Raw genomic sequence first — 21,025 nt, 5'->3', positions numbered from 1 at the left:
CACCCCGGTCAGGGGGTCGAGGGCTCCGGCTTCCGGTCGGTCGGGGCCTCGTCCTGGCCCTCCGGCTGCCCGGCGAACCAGTTGATGCCGGGCGGTCCACCGGCCGCCAGCGCCGCCTCGGCCCGCGCCAGGGCGTTCTGCGGAAGCGTCACGGTCGGCCCGAGGTACGACTGATCCTCGGCAGCCGGTTCGCCGCCTGCCGGTGCCTTGGGGCTGACCGTCGGGGCCTCGACGGCGGCGTCACCCTCGGCCGCCTCCGACCCACCGCGCTCGGCACTCGCAGCCTGGCTCACCGGCTCGACCTCTGCCGCCGGGGTGGGCGGGCGTTGCACGGAGCGGGCCCCGACCATCGGATACTCGGCGGTCTCGCCACCCCCGGCCGCGGCGGCCATCACGGCCGCAGCCGCCAGGTCGGCGACCCGCTTGGCCTCCCGTTGCACCCGGGCCCGGGTCTCCTTGGCGTGCCGCTCGGCCGCCTCGACGGCCCGGCGTACCTCGTCCAGTCGCTGGCTCTCCGCCGTCAGATCCCGGACGGTCTCCTCCAACTGCTGGCGCATCCGGGACAGCTCGGCGTCGGTGACCTCCCGGTCCCGCTGGATCTCCGCCAGCTGCCGCCGGGCGGTCTCCAACTCCTCCTGTACGCCGGCCAGGGCGTCCTGCTGCTCGCCGATCTGCAACTGGACGGCGTGCAGTTGCTCCTCGGCGACGGCGGCCTGCTCGTCGCTGTGTCGGCGTACCTCGGCGGCCTGCTCGTCGGCGCGTTTGCGGATCTCCGCGGAGTACTGCTGGGCGTCCGCGATCATCGAGCTGACCCGCTGCTCGGCGGCGGTGCGCTGGGCGGCCAACTCGCGTTCCGCCGCGGCCCGCTGCTCGGCCAGATCCTCCTCGGCCGTGGCCCGCCGCTCGGCCAACTCCTCCTCGACGGCGGTCCGTCGCTGGGCCAGTTCCTGCTGGCTCTTGGACCGGGCCGCCTGGATCTCCTGGTGGATCTGGGTACGCGCGGAGGAGGTCAGCGCCTCCGCCGCCGCCCGGGCCTGCTCGACCTGTTGGCGGCACTGCTCGCCGATGCGCTGGGCCTCCTGCTGGGCCCGCTCGTGGGCGGCCTCACCCTCGGCGCGCAGCCGGTCGGCCCGCTCCCGGGTCTCCGCCAACTCGGCCTCGGCCGTGGCCCGCAGTTCCTCGTACTTCTTGTCGTGCTCGGCGCGGCGGGCGGCCAGTTCCTCCTCGAGGTCGGCCAGCGACTTGGCGGTGCGCTCCCGGGCGTTGGCCAGGGTCTTCTCCGCCTCCGCCTGGAGCTTGTTGGCCCGCTGGGTGTGGGTGTCGATGATCGCCGCGGCCTGCTTCTCCGCCAGGTCCAGGATCTGGCCGACCATCGGGCCGACATCCTGGAAGGTCGCCTTGTCCAGTTGCGCCGGTCGTTGCCGCAGCTCGGCCACCTCGGCCTGGGCGGCCTGGAGCTTGGCGGTCAGCTCCCGGGTCCGGCCCAGGGCCCGGTCCCGTTCGGCCGAGACCGTGCTGAGTTGACCGTCCAACTGCTCCACATAGCGGTCGACCTGCTTTCTCTCGTAACCGCGCAGGGTCACCTCGAAGGTCGGCCGGGAGGCCAGGTCGTCGCGGACTGCGTACGGCTCCTCGCCGATGGACATGCCTCATCCTCCGTACGAACGCGGGTCGGCGCACCGGCGACCCGGCGGCGATGACGCGCAACGCTACCGCCGCTCGCACCGGTCTGTCGTCCCCCACCCCGACACCTTCTCGTGTTCTCCGCGAGCCGGTTCGCGGGTGGGGGTGGCATCGAGGCGGGGGCTGCCCGGTCGGGGGCGGGCGGAGGTGAGGAGGACCCACATCTTGACTCGAAGTTAGGTTAGGTTAACCTAAGCGCATGTCGAGCGTACTGGCGTCGAACGACGCTGAGCAGCGCCTTCGTGGCGTCGACCTCTGCCTGGGTTACCACCGTAAGGCAGTGGTCCACGGCGCCTCGATCGCCCTGCCTGCCGGGAGGGTGACCGCCCTGGTCGGGCCGAACGGCAGTGGCAAATCCACCCTGCTGCGGGCGCTGGCCCGGCTGCACCCGATCGACACCGGGGCGGTGTTCTGCGCCGACGGTGTCGCCGCGGCCAGCCTGCCGGCCAAGGAATTCGCCCGCCGGGTCACCCTGCTGGCGCAGAGTCGACCGGTACCCAACGGGGTCACCGTCCGGGACGTGGTCGGCTACGGCCGCCATCCCTACCGGGGCCGCTGGCGCAACGAGGACCCCGAGGGCCCGGCCGCGATCGCCCGCGCGATGGCGGTCACCGGGGTGGCCGCGATGGCCGACCGGCCCGTGGACGAACTCTCCGGCGGCGAACTCCAGCGGGTCTGGCTGGCCACCTGCCTGGCCCAGGACACCGAGGTACTGCTGCTCGACGAGCCGACCACCTTCCTCGACCTGCGCTATCAGGTCGAGATCCTCGACCTGATGCGCGAGCTGGCCGACGAGCACCACGTCGCGGTCGGGGTGGTGCTGCACGACCTCAACCAGGCCGCCGCGGTGGCCGACGAGGTGGTCCTGCTGCACAACGGCCGCATCCGCGCCGCCGGTACCCCGGAGCAGGTCTTCACCGAGACGGACCTGACCGAGACCTACGGCATCCGCATCGAGGTCAGCACCGATCCACTCACCGGTCTGGTGACCACCCGCCCAGTGGGGCGGCACCTGACCCGTATCCCGGTCTGAACCCGGACCGGTCCAGCAAAGAGAAAGAACGTCATGTCCCGTACCCGTGTCACCGCCCTGGTCGCCGCCGCCGCTACCGCGCTGCTGCTGGCCGCCTGCGGCACCACCGAGAACACCGCCGAACCCGCCCCCTCCGCCTCCGCCACCGGCGGACCGGTCACCGTGACCGACAGCCGGGGTAAGGAGATCAAGCTCGAGCGCCCCGCCACCAAGGTCGTCGGCCTGGAGTGGGGCGAGGTCGAGATGCTGGTCAGCCTCGGCGTCATGCCGGTCGGGGTCGCCGACCCCAAGGGGTACGCCACCTGGGTGACCGCCGCGAAGCTGGACCCCGAGGTCAAGGATGTCGGCACCCGGGGCGAGCCCAGTGTCGACTCGATCGTCGCCCTCGCCCCCGATCTCGTGGTCGTCTCGGACGGTCGCGGCGCCGCCCTGCTGGACCAGCTGGAGAAGTACGTCCCCGTGCTGGTGACCAAGAGCAGCGACGCCACCGACAACGTGGGCCGGATGCGTGCCGACCTCAACATGATCGCCAAGGCGGTCGGCAAGACCGCCGAGGCGGAGAAGCTGCTCGCCGACTTCGACGCCGCCCTGGCCGACGGCAAGAAGAAGATCGCCGAGGCCGGTGCCGCAGGGAAGCCGTTCGCCATCGCCGACGGCTGGAAGGAAGGCAGCACCGTCAGCATCCGGATGTTCGGCCAGGGTGCCTTCGTCTCCCAGCTCGGCATCCAGCTCGGCCTCACCAACGCCTGGACCGGCAAGGTCGACGAGGTGTGGGGCCTGGGCCAGACCGACGTCGAGGGCCTGACCGGACTCAAGAGCCCGGACCTGCACTTCTTCTACAACGCCTCGGACGGTACGGACGTCTTCGCCGAGGGCCTGGCCGACAACGCCATCTGGAAGTCGCTGCCCTTCGTCCAGCAGGGCAACCTGCACCGGATGCCGGACGGCATCTGGACCTTCGGCGGGCCGCTCTCCGCCAAGCAGTACATCGACCAGTTCGTCAACACCTACGCGGTGTGACCGAGCTGTCCGCGCCTCCGCGTTCGGAGCCGGCCCTCGGGCCGGCTCCGGCCGGACGCCTGTCCGGTACCCGCGTCGTCGGGGCCTTCATCGCGGCCACCGCGCTGACCCTGGTGGTCGCCGTCGTGCACCTCACCCAGGGCACCTCCACCGTGGGCGCCCTGGACCTGCTGCGACTGCTCACCGGTGGCGAGGACGAGACCGTTCGGGTGCTCGTCGCCTCCCGGGTGCCCCGGTTGCTGGCCGGGCTGGCCATCGGTATCGCCCTCGGCTTCGCCGGTGCGGCCCTGCAGTCCATCGCCCGCAACCCGCTGGCCTCGCCGGACACCCTGGCCGTCAACGCCGGTGCCCACCTGGCCATCGTGTCGGTAGCCGCCTTCGGCATCGCCTTGCCCGCCCTGCCGGCCGGTGGACTGGCCTTCTGCGGCGGCCTGGCAGCGGCCGGACTGGTGCTGGCGATGTCCTCCGGCGGACAGGCCGGCACCACCCGGCTGATCCTGGCCGGTTCGGCCACCGGGCTGGCCCTCAGCTCGGTGAGCATGCTGCTGCTCCTGCTCTTCGAACAGGCCACCATCGGCCTGTTCGCCTGGGGCAACGGATCCCTGGTGCAGAGCGACCTGAACGCCCTGACCCAACTCGCCCCGGTCATCGGCCTGTCCATCGTGGCGCTGATGCTGCTCGGTAACCGCCTGGACATCCTGGCCCTCGGCGACGACACCGCCACCGTGCTCGGCCTCGACGTACGGCGTACCCGGCTGATCGTCACCGTGCTGGCCGTCCTGCTCTCCGCCGCGGCGGTCACCCTCACCGGGCCGGTCGGGTTCGTCGGCCTCTGCGCGCCGGTGATCGTCCGGCTGCTCGGACCCCTGGTGCCCGGAGTGCACCGCCACCGGGTGCTGCTGCCCCTCTCCGGCCTGGCCGGGGTGATCATCGTGCTCGGCTCGGACGTGCTGCTCCGGGCGATCATGGGCGCCCAGGCCGGGGTCGACATCCCCACCGGGGTGGTCACCACCCTGCTCGGTGCGGCCGTGCTGATCTGGCTGGCCCGGCGGCACCGCGACGCCGGACCCACCCGCCGACCCCCGGGGGGTCACGCCGCCGTACGCTCGGCCGCCTTCCACCGCACCGTCGTCGGGGTGACGGCCGTCGTGGTCACCGTGGCGGTGCTGGTCGGGATGCTGGCCGGGGACACCTGGGTGCTCCTCGGTGACCTGGTCAACTGGGTCAACGGCAGCACCGGCCCGGCGTACACCTTCGTGCTGGACCAACGATGGCCCCGAGTCGCCGCCGCCCTGCTGGCCGGCGCGGCCCTGGCGGTGGCCGGCACCACCGTGCAGGGGGTCTGCCGCAACCCGCTGGCCGAGCCCGGCATCCTCGGCATCACCGCCGGAGCCGGACTGGGCGCCGTATCGCTGATCACCTTCGTGCCGCTGGCCAGTGTCTGGGCCGTCTCCGGGATGGCCGGGCTCGGCGCGATGCTCGCCTTCGCCCTGGTCTACGGGGTGGCCTGGCGAGGTGGACTCAGCTCCGACCGGCTGGTCCTGATCGGGTTCGGGGCCTGGCAGGGCGGCATGGCGCTGATCACCTTCCTGATCGTCGCCCACGACCCCTGGAACACCGGCAAGGCCCTGACCTGGATGTCCGGCTCCACCTACGGCCGCACCGCCACCCAGGTGCTGCCGGTGGCGATCGCCCTGCTGGTGCTCACCCCGGCCGTGCTGGCCGCCCGCCGCGAACTGGACCTGATGGCCTTGGACGACGACACCCCCCGGGTGCTCGGAGTCCGGCTGGAACGCACCCGGCTGGTGGCCCTGGCCGCGGCGGCGCTGCTCACCTCCACCGCGGTCTCCGCCGTCGGGGTGATCGGCTTCGTCGGTCTGGTCGCCCCGCACGCCGCCCGCGCCCTGGTCGGCGGCCGACACAGCCGGGTACTCCCGGTCGCCGCCCTGCTGGGTGCCGCCCTGGTCAGCCTCGCCGACACCCTGGGCCGCACGGTGATCGCCCCGGCCCAGATCCCGGCCGGGCTGGTCACCGCCCTGATCGGCACCCCGTACTTCGTCTGGTTGCTGTGGCGCTCGCGCGCCTCGGCCGCGCAGTCCCGATGACCCCTCCCGTGGCCCGTACCAAGGAAGGCAGCATGACCAACACCCTGCCCGTCGCGCCGTGGCGGTTGTTCTCCGTCGAGATCCGCGCGGTACGCCGGCTCAGCCCCTCCTTCGTCCGGGTCACCTTCACCGGCCCGGACCTGGACCGCTTCGCCGACAACGGTTACGACCAGCGGATCAAGCTGGCCCTGCCGCTGCCCGGCCAGCGGACGGTCGACCTGCCGCAGGGCCCCGACTGGTACGCCCAGTGGCGGGCCCTGCCGGAGCACCTACGCAACCCGATCCGCACCTACACCGTTCGGGCGGTCCGGCAGCACCTGCACGAACTCGATGTCGACCTGGTGCTGCACGGTGACGGTGGCCCGGCCAGCCGCTGGGCCCAGCAGGTCCGCCCCGGCGATGAGATCGCCATCGCCGGCCCGGACGCCGGCTACGCGGGCGACCACGGTGGACGCGAGTTCCGCCCGCCGTCGACCGGGTGCCTGCTGCTGGCCGGGGACGAGACCGCCGTCCCGGCGATCAGCGGCATCTGCGAGCGGCTGCCCCTGGACGCCCGGGGCCGGGTGCTGCTGGAGGTCCCCCACGCGGCGGACGTCCTGCCGCTGGACACGCCCCCCGGGGTAGAGGTGACCTGGCTGCCCCGCGAGGGCGGCCCCTACGGAGCCCGGCTGATCGGCGCGGTAGCCGAGGCCGCCCGGGACCTGCTGGCCGTCGCGCCGCCCGCCGGCCCCGGCCCTTCGATGGAGGAGACGGAGGTGGAGGCGATCCTCTGGGACATACCCGAGGTCCCGCCGACGGCCCCCTGCTACGCCTGGCTGGCCGGGGAGGCAGGCGTCATCCGCACCCTGCGCCGCCACCTGGTCACCGACTGCGCCCTGGACCGCCGCGCCGTCGCCTTTATGGGCTACTGGCGCCACGGCCACCCCGACCCCACCTCCTGATCCCTTCCGCCCTCCCCACCCCTTCCATCCCCGGCGATCTTGCACTTTTGGTCGCTGATTCGTCCGCTATATGCGGTATGCGGGGGCAGAAAGTGCAAGATCGACGGGGAGGAGGCGGGGGGAGGGGGGAGGGGCGGGGGGAGAGGGCGGGGGATGTTAGGGGAGGGGGTGGGAGATGTTGCGGGCGTGGTCGGTCAGGGCGGCGCTGGTGATGGTGGCTTCCAGGGGGAGGATCTCCAGGCAGCGGCGGATGGCCGGGGTCAACAGGGTGTTCGGTACCCGCATGGACAGGGTGCAGTGCGGGATCCAGTTGCCCGGGCGGTAGTGCTCGGTCAGGGGGATGCCGGCGGCGGTCAGCCGGTCGTGCACCCGCCGATGGTGCTCCAGCAGCTCCACGGTGGGCGCCAGGCCCAGCCAGAGCACCCGGCCGACGAACTGGCCGACGTACTGGAAGGACAGCCGCAGGGGCGCGGCCACGGTCGTACCCTCCAACGCCGCCGCCACCCGCTGCGGGTCGAAACGCGGTGCCACCGCCAGCGACACGTGCGGCCGGTGCCGCTGCTCCAGCAGCGAACGCAGGCTCTGCACGCCCTCGGCCTCCAGAGCGTCCCAGAGGACCCGGATGCGGCGGGTGGCGACGGTGTCCAGATAGAGCTCCAACGCGGCGACCACATGATCACTCTAGGGGCCGCCGCGTCGGTGGTCACGGCACGATCACGGCCCGGCCCTCCAGGGTGCCGTCCTGCATCTGCCGGTACGCGGTCATCGCCTGATCCAGTTTGAAGGTGGTCGTCTTCGGCCGCAGCAGCCCACGGGCACCCAGATCCAGCACCTCGACCAGCTCCGGTCGGCTGCCCCAGTAGGTGGTCTGGATGCTGACCTCGTACGGCACGGAGAAGAAGCTCACCGGCAGGGTCCCGCCGCCGATGCCGACGATGGTCAGGTCCCCCACCGTACGCGCGGCGGCGGCCCCCATCTTCAGGGTGGGGTCCGCGCCGACGAAGTCCAGCACGACGTCCGCACCCCGGCCCCCGGTGGCCGAACGGATCTCCTCGACGGTCCGCTCACCCGAACGCAGCGTCAGGTCGGCACCACACTCCTCGGCCAGCCGCAACGCCTCGTCCCGGGTGTCCACCGCGATGATCCGGGCCGCGGTGGTGGCCTTGAGGATCTGCACCCCCACATGCCCCAGCCCACCCACGCCGATCACCACGGCGGTGCTGCCGGGCGGCAGCTTCGACCAGGACCGGCGGATCGCGTGGTACGGGGTAAGCCCCGCGTCGGTCAGCGGTGCCGCCTGCACCGGGTCCAGCCCGTCGGGCAGCGGCACCACCAGCCGGGCGTCCGGCACCAGCTCGTAGTCGGCCATCCCGCCGTCCAGACCGAGACCGCCCCCACCGCCGGGAATCGGCGCGGCGGCCGGATTCTCGCAGTAGTTCTCGGCGCCGAGCCGGCAGCGGGGGCAGACCCCACAACCCCACGGCCCGTACACGGCGACCGGTTGGCCCAACTCCAGTGAGGTCACCCCGGAACCGAGGGCGTGCACCCAACCGGCGTTCTCGTGCCCCAGGGTGAACGGCGGGTTCCAGGGCAGACTGCCCGCCTCGAAGTCGTGCATCAGGTGCAGGTCGGAGTGGCAGGCACCGGCAGCGCCGATCTTCACCACCACCTGACCGGGGCCGGGTGTCGGCTCATCCACCTCGACCAGTTCCGGGTCCGTCTTCCATGCAGGCAGCCGTAGCGCACGCATCCTTGCCTCCTTGTCCGCTGTAGCCAACGCCTCGGCTGCCCGGTGAGGATCGATTCAAACCCAGCGGTTGCCGATCGCACCGGGTAGCGGTGCACTGAATTACATGAGTGTCATCAAGGTGGGCACGTCCTCATGGGCCGATCAGACCCTGGTACGGTCCGGCTGGTACCCACGGGCGGCGAACACCCCGGCCGGTCGGCTCGACTACTACGCCGGCAAGTTCCCCCTGGTCGAGGTGGACACCTCGTACTACGCCGTGCCGACGCCGGAGACCACCCAGGGCTGGGTAGCGGCCACCGGGGACGACTTCACCTTCAACGTCAAGGCGTACCGCCTCTTCACCGGTCATCCGACCCCGGTCGCCACCCTCCCCGCCGACCTGCGCCCCAGCGGCGGCCCGGCCCGGATCCGCCGCCGGGATCTGCCACCGGCGGCGTACGACGAGTTGTGGCGCCGGTTCCGGGCGGCGCTGGAGCCGATCGCGGCGGCCGACCGGCTCGGCGCGGTGCTGTTGCAGTTCCCGCCGTGGCTGGCCCGCAGCGAGGCGGCCCGGCACCGGATCGCCGAACTGGCCGAACGCTGCCGACCCTGGCGGGTGGCCGTCGAGTTGCGACACGGCTCCTGGTTCGACGGCACCGCGGCGCTGGAGACCCTGGCCTTCCTCCGCGAGCACGGGCTGACCAACTGCGCCGTGGACATGCCGCAGGGCCACCCCGAGTCCGTGCCACCGATCCTGATCGCCACCGCCGACCTGGCGATGGTACGGATGCACGGGCACAGCACCGCCTGGGCCGGCGGCGACAAGGAGGAGCGCTTCCGGTACGCCTACGCGGACCGGGAACTGCGCATCTGGTCGGAGTTGCTGACCGAACTCGCCGGGCAGGCCGACGAACTGCATGTGCTGTTCAACAACTGCTGCGCCGGGCAGGCCCAGCGCGACGCCGAGCGGCTGGCCGGTCTGCTCGCCGCGGGGCGGGTAGCAGCCGGAGCCGAACGGTCGTCGCGCTGAGCCGGGTGCCCAGGTGCTCAGCGGCGCCAGGACACCCCCTCCGGTCGCGTACCGGTCGCTTCCTCCAGCGCGTTGTCCGGCAGGTCCTCGCCGACGACCTCGTCGGGAAACGAGCGGCGTGACGGCGCCGGATCGGGGGGCGCCCCCGGCCCGGCGGCCGGCGTCCGGGTCGGCTCCACCGACCCGAACCCGTGCCGGCCGGCGCTCGGCCGTCCACTCGGTGTCTCGCCTGCTCGCCGTTGCCCACGCCGGCCCTCCGGCACAGCGGTCTCCTCGCTGCCCTCGTCCCCCGGCGAGTCCTCGCCGAGACCCCACGGGGGGTCGGCGTCGAAGCCGCCCGTGGTCCCCCAGGGCTCGACCCCCTCGGGCCCCCGGTCCTGCCTGTGCCTGTCCGTCATGACCGGCTCCCTCCCTCGGCCGCGGCGATCCGGGCGCCGCCCTCGGGCCCGGTGGCCCGCACGTCGCCGTTCACCGCCGGGCCGGCGGCCACTCAGTGGCCGTTGTGGCTCATCGCCTTGGACATCTGCATCAGCCCGCCGCCCTTGGCCATCGCCTTCGGCGACTGCATCAGGCCGTTGGCCCGGCCGAGCACCCCGCGCAGGACCTGCCCGGGTTTCTGCTGCTCACCCATGTACGCGGTGACCACGATCAGCGCGCCGGTGAGCGCCGGAATGGTCCACTGGAGCAGCTTGAGCTGCCGCTGACAGGCGGCCACGTTCTGCGGGGTCTGCTGGTTCGGCTCGGTCACCCCGGCCACGCTGGGCCCGCCCGCCCGGGCCAGGCGGTTGCCGAGCATCCGGCTGTACCCGGTCACCGCCAGGGCGCTGAGGGTCAGGGCGGTCTTCAGGGTGCTCACCCGCCCGACACCCCGCTGGGCGGCCATCCGAGGGCTCTCGGTGACCAGTTCACCTACCGCCCCGGCCAGGTGGGCGCCGATGGCGGCGGCGTTGACCGGGGTCCACCGGGACCACCCGGCCGAAGCCACCGGCAGCCGCTGGGTCGAGTCGCCGACCTGGGCCGCAGCGCCGTTGACGCCGAAGGCTCCCATCAGGGAGCCACCGAACCAGGCCGCCAGGCCCAGGTCGTGCATGGATCGAAGAGCGGTGTGTGTGTCCGACATGTTTGTCCCCCTCAAGCCGTTTTCGAGCGCTGCGGCTTACCCGCCCTGGCAGGGCCTAATCACCGGGTGGGGGTGGGAGGGGTCAGCGGGCCGGCAGAGTGGCGGCGAAGTCGGCCACCCGGGCGGCCAAGGGCTCGGCGGCGTGGCGTACCCAGGTGAAGTGGTCCAGCCGGACCCCCTGCGGGTCGGGATACCGCACGCGTGCCACAGCAGCTTCGGGGAGCTTGGCGCAGAGCCGGTCCAGGGTGGCATGCGGGGTGTACTGGTCGTGCGCGAAGCTGACGGCCAGCACCGGGGTACGGATCTGCCGCACGGCCGCCTCGGTGTCCACCCCCTCCAGGTCGGGGAAGCGACCGGTGCGGGCGGTGTAGGCCCAGTCGCGGATCACCCCGCGGGCCTGCCGGCCACCGAACCCCCAGCCCGGCCAGACCCCGAGCAGCCGGGCCGTGGCGGCGATGCCCTGGGTGTACGGCAGCACCCCGTAGCGCCGTGGGCCGGTGAAGTCCCGCCAGTACGGGATCCCCACGGCCGTCAGCACCAACCCGTCGACCTCCTGCTCGCCGTGCAGGGCCAGGTGCAGCACGGCGGCCTGCCCACCGAGGGAGTGCCCCAGCAGCAGGGTGCGCCGACCGTCGAACCGAACCTTGAGGGCGGCGCGTACCGCACCGATGTCGGCGGCCAGCTCCGGGTAGCCGTACCGACAGGCCCGGCTGGCTCTGGGGGTGCTCTCGCCGGTGCCCCGCAGGTCGGCCACGACCACCCGCAGTCCGGCGGCCCGCAGGGCGGTGGCGAAGGGCCGGTAGTACCGGGCCCGCACCCCCATGGCCGGCACGACCAGTACCACCGGTGCCTCCGCCGGGCCGGTGGGCTCCGGATAGACCTGGATGCCCAGGCGGGCGCCGTCGACCTGGACGAATTCCTGCACGTACTCCACGGTCTCGGTCACCCGATCAGGTTACCGGCGAGTCATGACACGCTGATCGTGCCGTTCGAGGCGCGTACGCAGGCCACCGAGCGGGCCATGGTGGTGGCCGCCCCGGCCAGGCACTGGCCGAGCACCTGATGCCCGGCGGCGTTCGGGTGCCACGACTCCTGGCAGGTCTGGAAGTAGGTAGCGCAGGTGTTCGCGATCCGCTGGATGGCGATCTTGTCCTTGCCGGAGAGGCTGGTGACGAAGGTGCCGTTGGGCGGGTTGTCCATCAGCCGGATCGGGGTGGCCAGCGTGCCGGTCGGGCTGTTCGAGGTCTCGCAGAGCCGGGCGCCGTCGAAGGCCCGCTGGACGTTCAGATAGACCAGGTCGGTGCTGGGGAACTCGGCGGCCAGGGTGTCCCGGGTGGAGCGGACGATGGTGCCGAGACCCTGGGAGAACCGGTGGCCGGGGGCCAGGCTGGCCCGGTGGATCGGGCAGCCGGCGGCGTACCGCTCCGCTCCGAGGGCGCGGAACTTGTCCCGGGTGTCGTCCCGGCTGTCCTCGGAGTGGTACGGCGAGGCCAGGTCCAGCGGCAGCGGGTTCGTGTAGTCCTGCAACACCACCCGGTGCTGACCGTCGGCGTCCACCTCGCGCAAGGTGGTCAGGATCTGGCGTACCGCCGCGGTGGTCTCGGCGGTCGCGGCGCTGATCTGCGCGGCGGTGGCCAGGTCCGCGTCCGTGCAGGGCTTCTGCTCCACCGGGCCGCCCAGGTACGCCCAGAACTCCCACCAGCCGGTCCAGGCGTCGGCGATGAACCGGTTGGCGCACTTCTCCGCCACCCCGCCGAAGGTGAACGAGCTGTTGTTGGAGCCCAGACCGATCAGGACCAGGTCGATGTCGTGGGTCCGGGCGACCGTGCGGAGCTGGTCGAGCTGGGCGGCCACCTGTCGACCGCCGGTCCGCGCCGACGAGGCGGCGGCGATGTCGCGCGGCTGGCCTCCGGAGCAGGCCAGATTGAACCGGTCCTGGATGCCGGGCAGTGACGCCTGGTGCAGCGAGGCATTTCCGGACCGGTGGCAGAAGAAGGCGTTGCTGTTCGGCGCGGTCCAGCCCGGGAAGCCGCGGGCGACCCCGGTCGAGTCGACCACCGGCTGGTACCCCCCGGCGCCTTCGCCGCTGATGAAGCTGTCGCCGAGGGCGACCGCGGCGGTGGGTGCCGCCGCGGCCGCAGGGGCGGCGCCGGTGAGAGTCGTGGAGAGGGTTGCCGCGACGACGGCCAGGGCCATCGCGGCGGCGGTACGACGCAACCTGGGCATGGTTTCCCATCCATTCATGGAAATATGAAAGATCCTCTTCTCGTGATGGAATCACGCAGGTGTGACGTGCGTCAACAACGGGAAACGCATGTGACATGTGGGTCAGGGGGGAGTTAACTCCGCCCGTGCCGCATCCGGCCCGGGCATAAGGCCGGGCGACGGGGCGTTGACCGCGGCAGGTGCCACCAGCAGAGGCCGTGTGCGGCGTGCCGCACGGGTGTCCGCGTCAGGTGTCGGGGCGTACGGCTACGCTCGCTGCGGCCGTCCCACGCTGGGCCGACCACCGACGGTGTGGGGCAGCACATCGCCGAGACCGGGGAGTACGACGGAGTTGACCGCAGAGCCTGAGACCCTGTACGGGGCCGATGACCTCACCCATCTTGAGGGGCTGGACGCCGTTCGCAAGCGGCCCGGCATGTACATCGGCTCCACCGACAGTCGTGGCGTGGGTCACCTCGTCAACGAGATCCTGGACAACTCCACCGACGAAGGCGTCGCCGGCCACGCCACGAAGATCGAGGTCACCCTGCACCCCGACGGTTCGGTGCAGGTGGACGACGACGGGCGGGGCATCCCCACGGACGTGCACGCCCGCTCCGGCATCTCCGGGGTGGAGCTGGTGCTCACCCGGCTGCACGCCGGCGGCAAGTTCGGCGGCTCCGGCTACAAGACCTCCGGGGGTCTGCACGGGGTAGGCGCCTCGGCGGTCAACGCCCTGTCCCGCCGCTTCGACGTCACCGTCCGGCGCGGCGGCAAGGTGCACACCATGTCGTTCCGGCACGGGGTGCCCGGCATCTTCGAGGGCGACGGCCCGGAGGCGCCCTTCACCCCCGGCCCCGGCCTCCAGGTCGCCGGGGCGATGAAGCGCGGCCAGCGCACCGGCACCTCGATCCGCTACTGGTACGACCCCCGCTACTTCGAGACCGGCGCCACCCTCGACCACGACGCGGTACGCGCCAAGCTGCGGCACACCGCCTTCCTGGTCCCCGGGGTCAGCTACACCCTGCGCGACCGCACCGCCCAGGAGCCGACCGAGGAGCAGTTCCACTATCCCAACGGGCTCACCGACATGGTGGACTTCCTCGCCCCGGCCGGAGACCGGCCGGTCTCCGGCACCCTGCTGGTCACCGGCGAGGGCACCTACCGGGAGAACGCCGCCGACGCCAACGGCGTGATGCAGTCCAACGTGCAGCGACGCGCCGAGATCGAGGTGGCCTTCCGCTGGGGCACCGGCTACGAGCGCACGGTCGAGTGCTTCACCAACACCATCCGCAACGCGCACGGCGGCACCCACCGCAAGGGCTTCGAACGGGCCCTGGCGCGTACCCTCGCCGACGCCGTACGCAACACCCGTGGCCTGCTCAAGGCCAAGGAGGACGCCCCCACCCTGGACGACGTGCTGGAGGGCATGACCGCGGTGGTGCACGTACGGGTGCCCGAGCCGCAGTTCACTTCCCAGACCAAGGACGAGCTCTCCACCGCCGGGGTCACCAAGGTGGTGCAGGGGCTGGTCGAGCAGCACCTGAAGTCCTGGCTGGAGGACCGCAAGACCAAGACCGAGGCGCGCACCGTCCTGCAGAAGATCGTCGACGCCGCCCGGGTACGCCTGACCCAGAAGCAGCAGAAGGACGCCGCCCGCCGCAAGACCGCCCTGGAAGGCGCGGCCATGCCGGCCAAACTGGTCGACTGCCGCGCGACCGGCGTGGACCGCAGCGAGCTGTTCATCGTCGAGGGAGACAGCGCGCTCGGTTGCTTTACCGGCGACACCATGGTTGCGCTGGCCTCAGGCATCAGCCGCTCGTTCGCGGATCTTGCCGAGGACTGGCAGCGGGGCGTCACCCACTTCGGCTACACCACCAACAAGGCGGGTCGGGTGGTCGTCGCGCCACTGGTCGAACCGCGCCTGACTAAGCGGGCCGCGCCGCTGGTGAGGGTGACCCTCGACAACGGCGAGTCGGTCAGATGCACCCCGGATCACCTTTTCCGCCTACGCGACGGCTCCTACCGCCGTGCCGACGCCCTCACGCCCGGCGATTCCCTCATGCCGCTCTACCGCAGCCTGTCCAGCAAGGCCGCTGGGCAGAAGCTACAGGGATACGAGCGGGTCTGGATGAATGACAGGGATGAGTGGGTCTATACCCACTACCTCGCCGACGCCTGGAATCTCAGGCACGGCCGGGACAGCGCGGCCAACGGCAACGTGCGTCACCATATCGACATCGACAAGCGCAACAACGACCCGCGCAACATTCAGCGCATGACCTGGGCCGACCACTCGGCGCTGCACGCCTCGATGATGGGCGAACATGTCCACGCCGGGTGGCGTGAGTGGTTCGCGAACGGTGGTCGTGAGTTCAAGTCGGCGATGCTGACGGCTCAGTGGCGGGACCCTGATTTCCGTGAAGCATGCCTGGCACGGCTCTTCGCGCTCAACGAGTCACCCGCCTTCCGGGCAAAGTTCGAGCAGGGATTCCAGGATTGGTACGCCGCGCTCAGTGACGACCAACGGCGTGCCTACGCAGACCGGATGCGCCAGCGGCAGGCTGGTTACTGGTCGGATCCGGAGCACCGGGCGACGGCTGCGGAGCGGGTCAGGCGGTACTTCGCCGACCCGGCCCGGCGTGAGCAATGGCGGGAGCGGTCCGTGCGGCAGTGGCAGGACTCCGAACTGCGTGCCTGGCGGTCGCAGAAGACGATCGAGCAGTTCTCGGACCCTGCGGAAAGGACCCGGCAGCGCAACGCGGTTTTGGCTTGGCACGCGGACAATCCGGAGTTCGGCGAGCATCACTCGCGCCGGATGAAGCAGCGGCTGACCGATCCGAACAACGACCACCTCGCCAAGGTGCAGGCTGGACGAGCCCGGTACGTGGCGACCGTGCCGCGTGGCGAACGGGTAGGTCGCCAGCAGGACGGGCGCCGGCTTGCCGCGCTGCGCCGACTCGCGCCGATGCTCGCCTTGGAAGACGGTGACCTCGCGGCGGCGTACGAGGCTGAGCGCCTGCGTTCGGCCCGTACCGGGCTGCGCTTCGACCGGCTCCTCAAGCTCTACGACGGTGACTATGCCCGCCTTCGTGAGGCTGCTGCTCTGGTCAATCACCAGGTGGTGTCCGTCGAACCGCTCGATGAGACGGCGGACGTGTATGACCTGACGGTCGAGGGTTACCACAACTTCGCGTTGGAGGCGGGCGTCTTCGTGCACAACAGCGCTCGGGTCGCCCGTACCGCCGAATATCAGGCGCTTCTGCCGATCCGCGGCAAGATCCTCAACGTGCAGAAGGCCAACCTCCAGCAGGTGCTGGACAATGCCGAGTGCGCCGCCATCGTGCAGGTGCTCGGGGCGGGCTCCGGGCGTACCTTCGATCTGTCCTCGATGCGGTACGGCCGGGTGCTCATCATGGCCGACGCGGACGTCGACGGCGCCCACATCCGGACCCTGCTGATCACCCTGTTCGCCCGGTACATGCGGCCGTTGATCGAGGCGGGTCGGCTCTACGCCGCGATGCCGCCGCTGCACAAGATCACCACCAAGGGGCGTAACCCGGAGACCATCTTCACCTACACCCAGGCGGAGATGGAGGCGACCGTCCGCAAGCTGGAGAAGGCCGGCAAGCAGATCGTCACCCCCATTCCCCGGTTCAAGGGTCTCGGTGAGATGGACGCCGACGAGTTGTGGGACACCACGATGAACCCGGCCACCCGGTCGGTGCGCCGGATCACCCTGGAGGATGTCGACGCCGCCGAGCGGATCCTCGAACTGCTGATGGGGGAGAAGGTCGAGCCGCGCCGCAACTGGCTTATCGACTCCGCCGACCGGGTCGACCGCGACGCCATCGACGCCTGACCAACGGGTTCTTCGGAAGGAAAGCTGAACCATGGCACGCCGCAAGGAAACGAAGGTCGACCACTCCGCGTTCGACCAGGCCGGCGCGCGGGTCTTCGACAACCCGCTGGTCACCGAGGTGTCCGACTCCTACCTGGAGTACGCCTTCTCGGTCATCCACTCCCGGGCCCTGCCGGACGCCCGCGACGGCCTCAAGCCGGTGCACCGGCGCATCCTGTACGCCATGTACGAGTCGGGTTTCCGGCCCGACCGGGCGCACGTCAAGTCGGCCCGGGTGGTCGGTGACGTGATGGGGCGCTACCACCCGCACGGCGACACCGCGATCTACGACGCCATGGTCCGGATGGCCCAGGACTTCTCGCTCAACGTCCCGCTCATCGACGGGCACGGCAACTTCGGCTCTCCTGACGATGGACCGGCCGCCGCGCGTTACACCGAAGCTCGGATGTCGCGGGAGGCGATGCTGCTCGTCGGCGAGTTGGGTGAGGAGACCGTCGACGTCGAACCCAACTACGACGGGTCGCTGACCCAGCCCACCGTGCTGCCGGCCGCCTTCCCGAACCTGCTGGTCAACGGCACCTCCGGGATCGCGGTCGGGATGGCCACCAACATGATCCCGCACAACCTGGGGGAGGTCGTCTCGGCGGCCCGCTGGCTGATCCGGCACCCCGACGCCACCCTGGACAAGCTGATGGAGTTCGTGCTCGGTCCGGACCTGCCCACCGGTGGGCTGCTGCTCGGCCTGGACGAGGTGCGCCGGGCGTACGAGACCGGCCGGGGCGTGGTGCGGATGCGCGGCAAGGTGGAGGTCGGCCCGTTGGAGGGCAGCCGGGGTCGGCAGGCCATCACGGTGGTCGAGTTGCCGTACGGGGTGGGTGCGGAGAAGGTCATCGCGGCCATCACCAACGAGGTCACCAAGACCAAGCGGCTGACCGGGATCGCCGACGTCAAGGACCTCACCGACCGGGAGAACGGCACCCGCCTGGTCATCGAGTGCAAGGTGGGGGTCAACCCCCAGGCCTTGCTGGCCGACCTGTACCGCCTAACCCCCCTGGAGCAGTCCTTCGGGGTGAACAACCTGGTGCTGGTCGACGGGCAGCCGCGCACTCTGGGGTTGAAGGCGCTGCTGGAGGTGTTCCTGGCGCACCGGTACGAGGTGGTGACCCGGCGCAGCGCGTACCGCAGGCGTAAGCGCGAGGAGCGGCTGCACCTCGTCGACGGTCTGCTGATCGCCCTGCTCGACATCGACAAGGTGGTCAAGCTGATCCGGGCCAGCGAGGACGCCCAGGACGCCAAGGACGGCCTGATGCGCCGGTTCAAGCTCTCCGAGATCCAGGCCGGCTACATCCTGGACACCCCGCTGCGTCGGCTGACCAAGTACGACCGGCTGGAGTTGGAGGCCGAGCAGGAGAAGCTGCGCGCCGAGATCGCCGAGCTGTCCACCATCCTGGACGACGAGAAGGTGCTGAAGAAGGTCGTCTCCGACGAGTTGGCCGCAGTGGTCAAGCAGTTCGCCGCCCCGCGTCGTACCACCCTCGTCGACGGTGATCTCAAGGAGGTGCTCGCCGCCTCCGCCCCGGCCGGGCCGCTGGAGGTGGCCGACGACCCCTGCCAGGTGATCCTGTCGGCCACCGGGCTGGTGGCCCGTACCGCGGCCGAGTCGGAGGAGGCCGCCGAGGGGCGGCGCCGGCACGGCCGGGTCAAGCACGACGCGGTACGCGCCATGGTGCACTCCACCGCCCGGGGTCGGGTGCTGCTGGTGACCAGTGCGGGTAGGGCCTTCAAGGTGGATGTGCTGCCCCTGCCGGTGTTGCCGGAGCAGTCCGGCACGGTGTCGCTGCGCGGCGGGATGTCCGCGGCCGAGTTGGTGCCGTTGGAGCCGGGGGAGACCGTGGTGGGTCTGGCGCCCCTGGGCGGCACCGCCGAGGGCTCTCCGGGTCTGGCGTTGGGTACCCGTCAGGGGGTGGTCAAGGTCTGCGCCCCGGACTGGCCGGTCCGTTCCGACGAGTTCGAGGTGATCGGGCTGCGCGACGGCGACGAGGTGGTCGGGGCGACCTGGCTGGTCGACGGTACGGAGTCCCTCGCCTTCCTGACCAGCGCGGCGTCGCTGTTGCGTTTCCCCGCCGGCACGGTTCGTCCGCAGGGGCTCAAGGGTGGCGGCATGGCCGGCATCGCCCTGTCGGCCGGGTCGCAGGTGGTGTACTTCGGTGCGGTGCGTACGGACGATCCGCAGCACGGTGAGCCGATGGTGGTGACCTCCACCGGTGCCACTGTCAAGGTGACGCCGTTCGCGGCGTACCCGGCGAAGGGGCGGGCGACCGGCGGGGTGCGCGCCCAGCGCTTCCTCAAGGGGGAGACCGACGTGGTCGTCGGCTGGATCGGCCCTCGCCCGGTGGGCTCGACGGCCAATGGCGAACCGGTCGAACTTCCGGCCGCCGATCCCCGTCGGGACGGCTCCGGTTTCGCCGTCATGCTCGGCCCCACCGTGATCGGTCATCAGATCGATCGCCAGTAGGCGGAGTTGCCGGTCCGGCCCGGTGCAGTGGGGTGCGTTCGACGGTGGTCACACCCCCGGTCCCGTGGACGGTGGCGGCGACAGCGGCGCCAGGACCTGGACCAAGGGTGAGGTCTGGCGGTTCTTTTCGCAGTTCTGATCAAGGAGATGTCGAAGTCCCCGGTCCCGGCCGGGGACTTCGACACACGGTCCGGCCTAGATGCCGCCGGCCAGCCGAGCGGCGGCGGAGCTGCTCAGAGTTCCGGTTCGGGGCCCTGGCGGGAGGTCGGGGTGGTGTTGCGCAGCCGGGCGATCAGGCGCATGCCGTGGTAGATGATCAGGGCGGCGGCGGAGCCCAGGGCGATGCCGTGGAAGGAGAGGTCGCCGACGGTGAGGGTGTAGTCGGCGGCCCCGATGATCACGGCGACGGCGGCGGTGAGCAGGTTGATCGGGTCCTGGAAGTCGACCCGGTTGTCCAGCCAGATCCGGGCACCGAGGATGGCGATCAGCCCGTAGAGGGCGGTGGTGGCGCCGCCGAGCACCCCGGCCGGCACGGTGAGGATCAACGCGCCGACCTTCGGGCTGAGCCCGAGCAGCACTGCGGCCAGCCCGGCGACCCAGTACGCGGCGGTCGAGTAGACCCGGGTCGCCGCCATCACCCCGATGTTCTCGGCGTACGTGGTGGTGCCGGAGCCGCCGCCGGAGCCGGCGAGCATGGTGGCCACGCCGTCCCCCATGAAGGCCTTGCCCATGTCCCGGTCCATGTTCCGGCCGGTCGTGGCGGCTACGGCCTTGACGTGGCCGGCGTTCTCCGCGATCAGCACCAGGACCACCGGGATGACGAGCACCACGGCGCGCAGGCTGAAGCTGGGCGCGTGGAACTCCGGCAGCCCGACCCAGGCGGCCTCCCGTAGCCCGGTGACCGTGGCCGGGTCCAGTCCGCCGGTCAGCGCGGCGAGCACCCAGCCGACGAGCACCCCGAGCAGGATGGACAGCCGGCCCAGGAAGCCCCGGAACAGCACCGTGAAGATCAGGATCGCGGCCAGGGTGACCACCGCGACCAGGGGTTGGGCCTTGACCCCGCCGTTCCCGCCGCCGTCCCAGGCCACCGGGGCCAGGTTCAACCCGATCAGCATCACGATGGCGCCGGTGACCAGCGGCGGCATCAGCCGGTTGATCCAGCCCGCTCCGGCGAACTGCACCACCATGCCGACCAGGGCGATCGCTGCCCCGACCACGACGATGCCGCCGAGGGCCGGGCCGATGTCGCCGCCGGCCTTGGCCGCCAGCACCGGGGCGATGAAGGCGAACGACGAGCCGAGGTACGACGGCAGCCGGTTGCCGGTGATCAGCAGGAAGAGCAGGGTGCCCAGCCCGGAGAAGAAGAGGGTGGTGGCCGGCGGGAAGCCGGTGATCAGGGGCACCGTGAAGGTGGCCCCGAACATCGCCACCACATGCTGCACCCCGATGCCCAGGGTGCGGGGCCAGGAGAGCCGTTCGTCGGGGTGCACCACGTCCCCGGGGCGTACGGTGCGGCCGTCGCCGTGCAGGGACCAGGGTGACCAGCGGGAACGCGGTTCGGTCGGGGACTGGGTCATGATTGGCCCTTCGCGTCGAAGTGCTGACGGGGGCGAAAACCCTGGACGTTTCTAGCATGGGCGATCGTGCGCGGTTCTGGAGGTCAGAAGGGTGTTCCTGCACCGGCCGGTGCCCTTGCCTGCCTGGTGATCGCGGTGCCGCCCGGTCCCCAGAAGTGGGTCGATCTCTGATTGGGTAGGGTGCCACGACGGGCGGCGCCGAACG

The 21,025-nt window shown here is 71.4% G+C and carries 14 protein-coding genes and 4 pseudogenes; 10 read left to right on the top strand and 8 right to left on the bottom strand.

Annotation, left to right across the window (positions count from 1 at the left end; translation table 11 throughout):
• Positions 1-8: 8 nt before the first annotated feature.
• Positions 9-1,646: a hypothetical protein gene (locus tag ACGFIK_RS16975; RefSeq protein ID WP_393340114.1), complete on the bottom strand. Its 1,638-nt coding sequence runs from the start codon at positions 1,644-1,646 to the stop codon at positions 9-11.
• A 236-nt stretch (positions 1,647-1,882) separates the two neighbouring features.
• Here ACGFIK_RS16975 and ACGFIK_RS16970 point away from each other — a divergent pair, with 236 nt between their 5' ends.
• From ACGFIK_RS16970 to ACGFIK_RS16955, 4 genes are read left to right on the top strand one after another with little or no spacing between them, the layout of a single operon-like run.
• Complete coding sequence (locus ACGFIK_RS16970) at positions 1,883-2,716, top strand: ABC transporter ATP-binding protein (protein ID WP_327026957.1); 834 nt, start codon at positions 1,883-1,885, stop codon at positions 2,714-2,716.
• A 33-nt stretch (positions 2,717-2,749) separates the two neighbouring features.
• A complete protein-coding gene (locus ACGFIK_RS16965; protein ID WP_393340111.1) occupies positions 2,750-3,736 on the top strand; it encodes an ABC transporter substrate-binding protein in 987 nt (328 codons plus the stop codon).
• Positions 3,733-5,841 carry an iron ABC transporter permease gene (locus tag ACGFIK_RS16960; RefSeq protein WP_393340108.1) on the top strand — a complete coding sequence of 703 codons (2,109 nt, stop codon included), beginning with the start codon at positions 3,733-3,735 and terminating at the stop codon, positions 5,839-5,841. Before ACGFIK_RS16965 ends, ACGFIK_RS16960 begins: the two co-directional genes overlap by 4 nt.
• Before the next feature lie 32 nt (positions 5,842-5,873).
• Positions 5,874-6,782 carry a siderophore-interacting protein gene (locus tag ACGFIK_RS16955; protein WP_327027184.1) on the top strand — a complete coding sequence of 303 codons (909 nt, stop codon included), beginning with the start codon at positions 5,874-5,876 and terminating at the stop codon, positions 6,780-6,782.
• A 156-nt stretch (positions 6,783-6,938) separates the two neighbouring features.
• On the opposite strand, the gene ACGFIK_RS16950 is transcribed toward ACGFIK_RS16955, so the two are convergent.
• On the bottom strand, positions 6,939-7,454 hold the full coding sequence (locus tag ACGFIK_RS16950; protein WP_327026954.1) for a 2'-5' RNA ligase family protein: 516 nt from the start codon (positions 7,452-7,454) through the stop codon (positions 6,939-6,941).
• A 31-nt stretch (positions 7,455-7,485) separates the two neighbouring features.
• Positions 7,486-8,532: an NAD(P)-dependent alcohol dehydrogenase gene (locus ACGFIK_RS16945; protein ID WP_327026953.1), complete on the bottom strand. Its 1,047-nt coding sequence runs from the start codon at positions 8,530-8,532 to the stop codon at positions 7,486-7,488.
• 103 nt (positions 8,533-8,635) lie between these two features.
• Here ACGFIK_RS16945 and ACGFIK_RS16940 point away from each other — a divergent pair, with 103 nt between their 5' ends.
• Complete coding sequence (locus ACGFIK_RS16940; RefSeq protein WP_327026952.1) at positions 8,636-9,541, top strand: DUF72 domain-containing protein; 906 nt, start codon at positions 8,636-8,638, stop codon at positions 9,539-9,541.
• A 17-nt stretch (positions 9,542-9,558) separates the two neighbouring features.
• Here ACGFIK_RS16940 and ACGFIK_RS16935 read toward each other — a convergent pair whose 3' ends face one another.
• From ACGFIK_RS16935 to ACGFIK_RS16920, 4 genes are all read right to left on the bottom strand, one after another.
• The gene (locus tag ACGFIK_RS16935; protein WP_327026951.1) at positions 9,559-9,939 is read right to left on the bottom strand and encodes a hypothetical protein; all 381 of its coding nucleotides are present in this window, start codon (positions 9,937-9,939) and stop codon (positions 9,559-9,561) included.
• A gap of 92 nt (positions 9,940-10,031) precedes the next feature.
• On the bottom strand, positions 10,032-10,661 hold the full coding sequence (locus ACGFIK_RS16930; protein ID WP_327026950.1) for a hypothetical protein: 630 nt from the start codon (positions 10,659-10,661) through the stop codon (positions 10,032-10,034).
• Between the two features lie 82 nt (positions 10,662-10,743).
• Complete coding sequence (locus ACGFIK_RS16925; RefSeq protein ID WP_327027183.1) at positions 10,744-11,595, bottom strand: alpha/beta fold hydrolase; 852 nt, start codon at positions 11,593-11,595, stop codon at positions 10,744-10,746.
• 32 nt (positions 11,596-11,627) lie between these two features.
• Positions 11,628-12,887 (bottom strand): hypothetical protein, encoded by a 1,260-nt coding sequence (locus ACGFIK_RS16920; protein WP_327026949.1) that lies wholly within the window; start codon positions 12,885-12,887, stop codon positions 11,628-11,630.
• A 179-nt stretch (positions 12,888-13,066) separates the two neighbouring features.
• On the opposite strand from ACGFIK_RS16920, the pseudogene ACGFIK_RS16915 reads away from it, so the two are divergent.
• The 5 genes and pseudogenes from ACGFIK_RS16915 to ACGFIK_RS16895 all read left to right on the top strand — a co-directional run.
• Positions 13,067-14,637, top strand: a pseudogene (locus tag ACGFIK_RS16915) (ATP-binding protein); the annotation flags it as partial.
• Positions 14,611-16,083, top strand: a pseudogene (locus tag ACGFIK_RS16910) (DNA topoisomerase); the annotation flags it as partial. The pseudogenes ACGFIK_RS16915 and ACGFIK_RS16910, both read left to right, overlap by 27 nt.
• Positions 16,084-16,089: 6 nt before the next feature.
• Positions 16,090-16,728, top strand: a pseudogene (locus ACGFIK_RS16905) (toprim domain-containing protein); the annotation flags it as partial.
• A 31-nt stretch (positions 16,729-16,759) separates the two neighbouring features.
• Complete coding sequence (locus ACGFIK_RS16900) at positions 16,760-19,243, top strand: DNA topoisomerase IV subunit A (protein WP_327026948.1); 2,484 nt, start codon at positions 16,760-16,762, stop codon at positions 19,241-19,243.
• Between the two features lie 7 nt (positions 19,244-19,250).
• A pseudogene (locus tag ACGFIK_RS16895) lies at positions 19,251-19,382 on the top strand (poly(3-hydroxybutyrate) depolymerase); the annotation flags it as partial.
• A 94-nt stretch (positions 19,383-19,476) separates the two neighbouring features.
• Here ACGFIK_RS16895 and ACGFIK_RS16890 read toward each other — a convergent pair.
• Positions 19,477-20,820: a solute carrier family 23 protein gene (locus ACGFIK_RS16890; RefSeq protein ID WP_327026947.1), complete on the bottom strand. Its 1,344-nt coding sequence runs from the start codon at positions 20,818-20,820 to the stop codon at positions 19,477-19,479.
• Between the last annotated feature and the right edge of the window lie 205 nt (positions 20,821-21,025).

The organism is Micromonospora sp. NPDC048871 (genome assembly GCF_043198155.1).
In the GTDB taxonomy this organism is placed as follows: Bacteria; Actinomycetota; Actinomycetes; order Mycobacteriales; family Micromonosporaceae; genus Micromonospora.
Note: the sequence above shows the minus strand (reverse complement) of the source record. Positions and strands in the feature narration are given on the sequence as shown.

Bases quoted from the DNA above. Each gene is read 5' to 3' on its own strand.
- ACGFIK_RS16890 (WP_327026947.1), bottom strand. From the start codon at position 20,820: ATGACCCAGTCCCCGACCGAACCGCGTTCCCGCTGGTCACCCTGGTCC.
- ACGFIK_RS16930 (WP_327026950.1), bottom strand. From the start codon at position 10,661: ATGTCGGACACACACACCGCTCTTCGATCCATGCACGACCTGGGCCTG.
- ACGFIK_RS16945 (WP_327026953.1), bottom strand. From the start codon at position 8,532: ATGCGTGCGCTACGGCTGCCTGCATGGAAGACGGACCCGGAACTGGTC.
- ACGFIK_RS16970 (WP_327026957.1), top strand. From the start codon at position 1,883: ATGTCGAGCGTACTGGCGTCGAACGACGCTGAGCAGCGCCTTCGTGGC.
- ACGFIK_RS16975 (WP_393340114.1), bottom strand. From the start codon at position 1,646: ATGTCCATCGGCGAGGAGCCGTACGCAGTCCGCGACGACCTGGCCTCC.
- ACGFIK_RS16955 (WP_327027184.1), top strand. From the start codon at position 5,874: ATGACCAACACCCTGCCCGTCGCGCCGTGGCGGTTGTTCTCCGTCGAG.
- ACGFIK_RS16935 (WP_327026951.1), bottom strand. From the start codon at position 9,939: ATGACGGACAGGCACAGGCAGGACCGGGGGCCCGAGGGGGTCGAGCCC.
- ACGFIK_RS16920 (WP_327026949.1), bottom strand. From the start codon at position 12,887: ATGCCCAGGTTGCGTCGTACCGCCGCCGCGATGGCCCTGGCCGTCGTC.
- ACGFIK_RS16940 (WP_327026952.1), top strand. From the start codon at position 8,636: ATGAGTGTCATCAAGGTGGGCACGTCCTCATGGGCCGATCAGACCCTG.
- ACGFIK_RS16900 (WP_327026948.1), top strand. From the start codon at position 16,760: ATGGCACGCCGCAAGGAAACGAAGGTCGACCACTCCGCGTTCGACCAG.
- ACGFIK_RS16965 (WP_393340111.1), top strand. From the start codon at position 2,750: ATGTCCCGTACCCGTGTCACCGCCCTGGTCGCCGCCGCCGCTACCGCG.